Annotated in this window: 5 protein-coding genes and 1 pseudogene; 3 read left to right on the top strand and 3 right to left on the bottom strand. The window is 61.1% G+C overall.

Annotation, left to right across the window (positions count from 1 at the left end; all coding sequences use genetic code 11):
• Positions 1-342 (top strand): transposase family protein (locus IEY69_RS21365; protein ID WP_505706013.1); only part of this gene is annotated, 342 nt, incomplete at its 5' end.
• A 31-nt stretch (positions 343-373) separates the two neighbouring features.
• On the opposite strand, the pseudogene IEY69_RS22155 reads toward IEY69_RS21365, so the two are convergent.
• Positions 374-733: pseudogene (locus IEY69_RS22155) on the bottom strand (restriction endonuclease subunit S); the annotation flags it as partial.
• Between the two features lie 45 nt (positions 734-778).
• Entirely contained in the window at positions 779-1879 is a 1101-nt protein-coding gene (locus tag IEY69_RS21355) for an IS4 family transposase (protein ID WP_444542402.1), read from the bottom strand.
• Positions 1880-2478: 599 nt separating this feature from the next.
• On the opposite strand from IEY69_RS21355, the gene IEY69_RS21345 reads away from it, so the two are divergent.
• Together IEY69_RS21345 and IEY69_RS21340 are read left to right on the top strand one after the other, a co-directional pair.
• Positions 2479-3552: a hypothetical protein gene (locus IEY69_RS21345; RefSeq protein ID WP_189075090.1), complete on the top strand. Its 1074-nt coding sequence runs from the start codon at positions 2479-2481 to the stop codon at positions 3550-3552.
• Positions 3549-4421, top strand: a complete 873-nt coding sequence (locus IEY69_RS21340; protein WP_189075089.1) for a nucleotidyl transferase AbiEii/AbiGii toxin family protein — start codon at positions 3549-3551, stop codon at positions 4419-4421. Before IEY69_RS21345 ends, IEY69_RS21340 begins: the two co-directional genes overlap by 4 nt.
• A 180-nt stretch (positions 4422-4601) precedes the next feature.
• Here the strand turns inward: IEY69_RS21340 and IEY69_RS21895 are convergent.
• The coding region (locus IEY69_RS21895) for a hypothetical protein (RefSeq protein WP_229784202.1) at positions 4602-4883 on the bottom strand (282 nt) is incomplete at its 5' end.

The raw sequence follows: 4883 nt of genomic DNA, 5'->3' as shown, positions 1-4883 counted from the left end.
GGTGGCGGTAGGGCTTCCGGTCAGTCACAGCTCGGCAGCCTACCAGCGTTAAGTTGCCAGAACCGCTACGAGCTCAACCGGCGGTGGCCCGACTTCGGCGGGCCACGCATCATCGGTGATAAGGGATACTGCTGCCTGGGCTACGTGTTCCCGCCGAAGAGCAATACCCGGTACGACACGGGGTGGCGGCCTGGCCGCCACCCTCGATTGCGAAAACGCATTGAAACGGTGTTCTCTGGTTTGGTCGAGGCTCAGATTCGCTCCGTGCAGACGAAAACGTTGCGGTCGCTCCGTCTCCGCGTCGTCCTGGCCGTCCTCGCCCACAACCTTGCCCAACCCTAAACGGGGTTCCTTGAATCTCTTTGACAATGGCCTCCTGAATTGCTAGAGGGGGTACTGGAATCAGAAGTTCATCGAGTGGCTTTTGGGTAATTTTTTTCAGATCTCCGGGGTCTCGGAACCTATTTAGTTTTGCCAGCCTCAGGAAATGATAAAGAAAATCAACATTTATATCATCAGATATTTCTTTTGCATATATGGCGTTATCAGTAATAAATGTTGGCGTTTTAACCAGACTGACATTGCCACAGTGAAATCCTACGCGCCCAATGATAACTGTTTCTCCAGTAAAATTGGCAAAATCTGCCCATCCAGTGAGGCCTGATCCGCCGAAGGCAGGCACTTCACCTGTTCCGGAATGTTCCTCGCGCTTAAAAAACTTTCCACTCGCCAGCTTATAGATATGGCGACCTGGCTTGGTGTGGAACTGGTGTTGACCTCAGCACCTGACACTTCGAGACACTGAGGTGCTGGCGGTTGGAAATGGCAACCCAAGAAGCCGCAGGCAGTCCCAGAAGTCATCGCCGCCCCACCGCGCCGCTTGACTCAGGATCTGCCACCCAATCCGTGTCACACTCACGACCGCTCGCCCGCGTTTATCCCGCCGAGAGGCATGGGTCGCCGTCCGCTGCGCCCCCACCCGGGTCATCCAGGCCAGTGCGATACACAGCAGCCCAAAGAGCCGAGAGATTCGCTCTGGGGCCGTCATGTGCGTCGCCTCCAGATTCAGCCCGCGGGATTTGAGCGAAGAAAATGCCGATTCAATCGCCCACCTGAGCCGATAGGTCCGCAACACGTCCAGCACGGACAAATCCGACGCCACGATCACCCTGTCCCCCACGGGGGACAGGGTGATGACCACGTGCATCCAGCCCCCATACACCCATGTCCGCTCGAAGAGGGTGCGCACCTGTCCCGGTTGCAGCGTCGTGAACAAGTCTCGCACCAGTTCATCCTCGATTCTGGTGTTCTCCCGGATGCGGATGCACTGCCGGATTCGTTTCCAGCGCAGAAACGCGCACCACTCGCGCCCCACGAACTCCCGGTCTGCGATCACGACGCCCCACCGTCGAGCGGGCAGGACCTTGAGCAATCGAGCAACCAGCAGGATTCGGGCGGCGGTGCAACTGTTGCCTTGATGGGGCAGAACTGACCAGACGAGGGGAATCACCGCGCCACCGAGGAGCGCGCCGAGCACCAGGATGTTCAGCGGCGTCTGACCGTAGTGCCATGTGGTGCGGTCCATGATCAGGGTGAGCTTGCCGTCGGGGATCAGCGGGAGCAGGACGTCTGTGACGTCCTGCGGGGTGAGCTGAGCGTCGTGGAAGACCCGGGCGACCGTGCGGGTCTTGGATTCAAGACTCGCGTCTCGAGGCAGATGGAGCGCAATTTTGCGGTGCAGGGTGGACTCTGCCTGGAGCACCGCCAGGAGCACCTCTGATAGCCGCTTCAGGGCGTCGAGGCGGCGATGAGGGAGGTGGGTTTTCAGATGGTCGGCCAGCGTGTCAGCATGCAGGCGGGCAGTATCGGAGCTCGTCACAGACTCAGATACCGCCCTTTGTCATGCCAAACTGCGTTCACAACGCCATTTTTGGCGAAGTGTCAGGTGCTGAGCACGCCCACTTGGCCGGATTATGAACGTGCAGGAGTAATGCGTGCGGCGCTTTGCGCATCTGGGCGCGTTCTGCCGTCACGTCACTTCAGAGCAGGACCGACACGCGCGCGGGGGCTCCAGACAGCCCCATGGTGTATCTGTGATTTCTTCGCGCTACAGCGGGAAAAGATGCGTTACTGCCTGCTGCGCATGCTCTTGATACGCCCTGTGTGGCAGGAAAGCAGGTTTTCAGGTTTTCGGGAATAGTGTCCTGGAGGAGTAGGGGCTGACCCTGACGCCATTGCCAGAGCAACCAGTCCACCCAGGTGTGCTCATCGGCTTGTAAAACCAGCAGGTTCTCCAGTCGGGCGTCACTCTTGTCGCCGTTGCGATGGTGCTCCACTTTACCTGGCTCCAGAGGATGCTTTGCCAGTGCAGGGTGATCTTCGGAAGGCAGCCTCGACTCCCATGGGCTGAGGGTTCCACAGTTATCTTACTGGTGTCGTTATTTCATCAGTCGAGTGAAAAGCCATATACTCTGAAACATGGACACGGGTGGTGCAATGACGCGGCAGGAATTTCAGGCCGAAGAGCGCTTGATTTCGGTCCTCTCCCGCTTTGCCGATCACATCAGCGACGTGGAATCAGGCGACGACAGCGACGTGACCGCATCCTTCCCAGATGTAGGAACCGTGGGCTTTCAACTCCACTTCGTGACAGACGGTACACCGGCCGCCATCCGACGCTGGTTCACGCGTCAGTCGGCCCAGCCAACTACCGCCGCGCACCTGGTTCTGGCCGCTCCCTACCTCTCCGAGCGGGCTATGGACGAATGCGAAGCGGCCGGTGCCAGTGCCCTGGACCTCGCCGGTAACTACCGGTTGAACTTCGGGCCCTACCACCTCGAACGCGTCGGTCACGCCCCGCCCCCAGCAGCCAAACGGGAACAGGCGAACCTGTATGCCGGGAAAACCCTGCAGGTCGTCCGGGCCCTTCTGGCGGCACCACACCGACCCTGGCCGGTGCAGGATCTCGCGCGTACCTGTCAGGTCAGCCTGGGCACCGTGAGCACGGTCCGGCAGAAACTGCTGACCCAGGGCTGGCTGGAGACCACGGCCGGAGGCGTCGTGGTCCCTGACCCCGAGGGGCTGCTGCGCGACTGGGCCGAGTGGACCAGGGCGACACCCGCACCCACATTGAGTGCGTACACCGTGCACAGCAGCAAGCAGGTGATTGAACGCCTAACGGGGCAGACGCAGGTGCTGCTTGGGGCCGCCAGCGCCGCCGAGTGGATGGCGCCCTTCGTGACCCCCAAAGGCACCGTCCTGTACACCACCCCGGAGGCCTGGCGCCGCGCCGCGAAACGGCTGGACGCGGAAGAGGTCGATAAGGGCGGCAACCTGACCGTTCACTTTGTGGAGGACGGCGTGTTCGTCGACCGCCTGGAGATCAAGATCGGCCTGTGGACCGCCAGTCCTGCACAGACCTTCGTCGATCTCTGGCGACAGGGTAGCCGGGGCCGGGAAGGCGCGGAGAAACTCCTGCAGAACTACCTGCGTCCCTTGTGGGACGGGCAGAAACTCTACGCCTCATGGCCGCTCATCGAGGAGGCACCATGACGAAACCACACCATGCCAGCGGCTATGAGGAACGCTCGACGGAAGCGGTCCGCCGCGTCCTGATTGACCTCGCTCACCTGCTCGGCCCTTACCGCGAACAGCTGGTTATCGTGGGCGGTCTGGTGCCCTCCCTGATCCTCACCGCGGCCGAGGAAGCCCACGTGGGCACCATGGACATCGATCTCGCTCTGGACGCTGCCACACTCAAAGAGGAGGACGCTTACGCCGAGGTCATCCGGCTGCTGGAGGGTGGGGGCTTCTACCGCAACGAAGCGGGTGAGCATCCGGACCTGCGGGCCTTCCAGATGGCCACCGACGTCGATCTGAACGACGGGGCACCCGTCGTCAAAGTGGAGGTCGACCTACTCATTCCCGATAGCGTCAAGTTGGACAAGCACCGCCCCCCGCTGGTGAAGGGGCTGCGCACCATGGCCATGAAAGGGATCGGCCTCGCCCTGCAGCATGCCTCGGACGTGACCGTAGAGGGGCGGACCCGTCGGGGCCGGCGAGACGCCGCCACCCTGCGCGTGGTGGGACCAGAGGCCTTCCTGGTCCTCAAAGGCCTCGCCCTGCTGGGCCGGCGGGAACCGAAGGACGCGTATGACGTGTACTACACCGTGCGCCACGCCCCGCAGGGTCCCGAAGCGCTGGGGCGAGCCTGCCGGGCCCTTCAGGATCATCCGGACGCGCAGCGTGCCTACACCGCGATCACTCAGAAGTTCGAGTACCTCGACAGCTACGGGCCAGGTGAAGTTGTGGATTTCCTGAGTCAGGAGGACCGCGATTCCGACGCCTTGAGACTGGACGCGCACCGGCAGGTGCAGGCATGGGTGAGGGGTCTTCGAGGTCCTGAAAGCGAACAAGGGTGAGATGGAACCGCTCGTCCCCGGAGACTTCCCGGTCACGCCGTCTAGCCTGATGTCCCAAAACTGAGTGGAAGAGCGGTCTACCCAAGAAGGGTCAACGTCGCTCTGCCCAGATTGTGCGCACTGACTGGTGCTTGACGTCACCCAAGGTGGAGTGACGCTGCAGGCTATATCAGAGACAGATCATTTCCAGCGCAGGGTCTGCTGCTCTGGATTCCAGATTGCCGTTCCCTCTGAGTAAGCTAGTGGAATATGCAGTTCGCCGCCGATGACCTTGAGTTGATTGGGGGAATCTCCAGGTGTAGCCAGAATGACCGCGCACGTTTTTGCTGCGGCATTGAAGCTCATCAACCCGAATTTGAAGATGCTGCGGTACTCTACCCCTTTCAATGTGGCTTTCCGGTTCTGGCAACTTAACGCTGGTAGGCTGCCGAGCTGTGACTGACCGGAAGCCCTACCGCCACC

Origin of the sequence: Deinococcus sedimenti, assembly GCF_014648135.1 — a bacterium.
Classification (GTDB): Bacteria; Deinococcota; Deinococci; order Deinococcales; family Deinococcaceae; genus Deinococcus; species Deinococcus sedimenti.
Note: the sequence above shows the minus strand (reverse complement) of the source record. Positions and strands in the feature narration are given on the sequence as shown.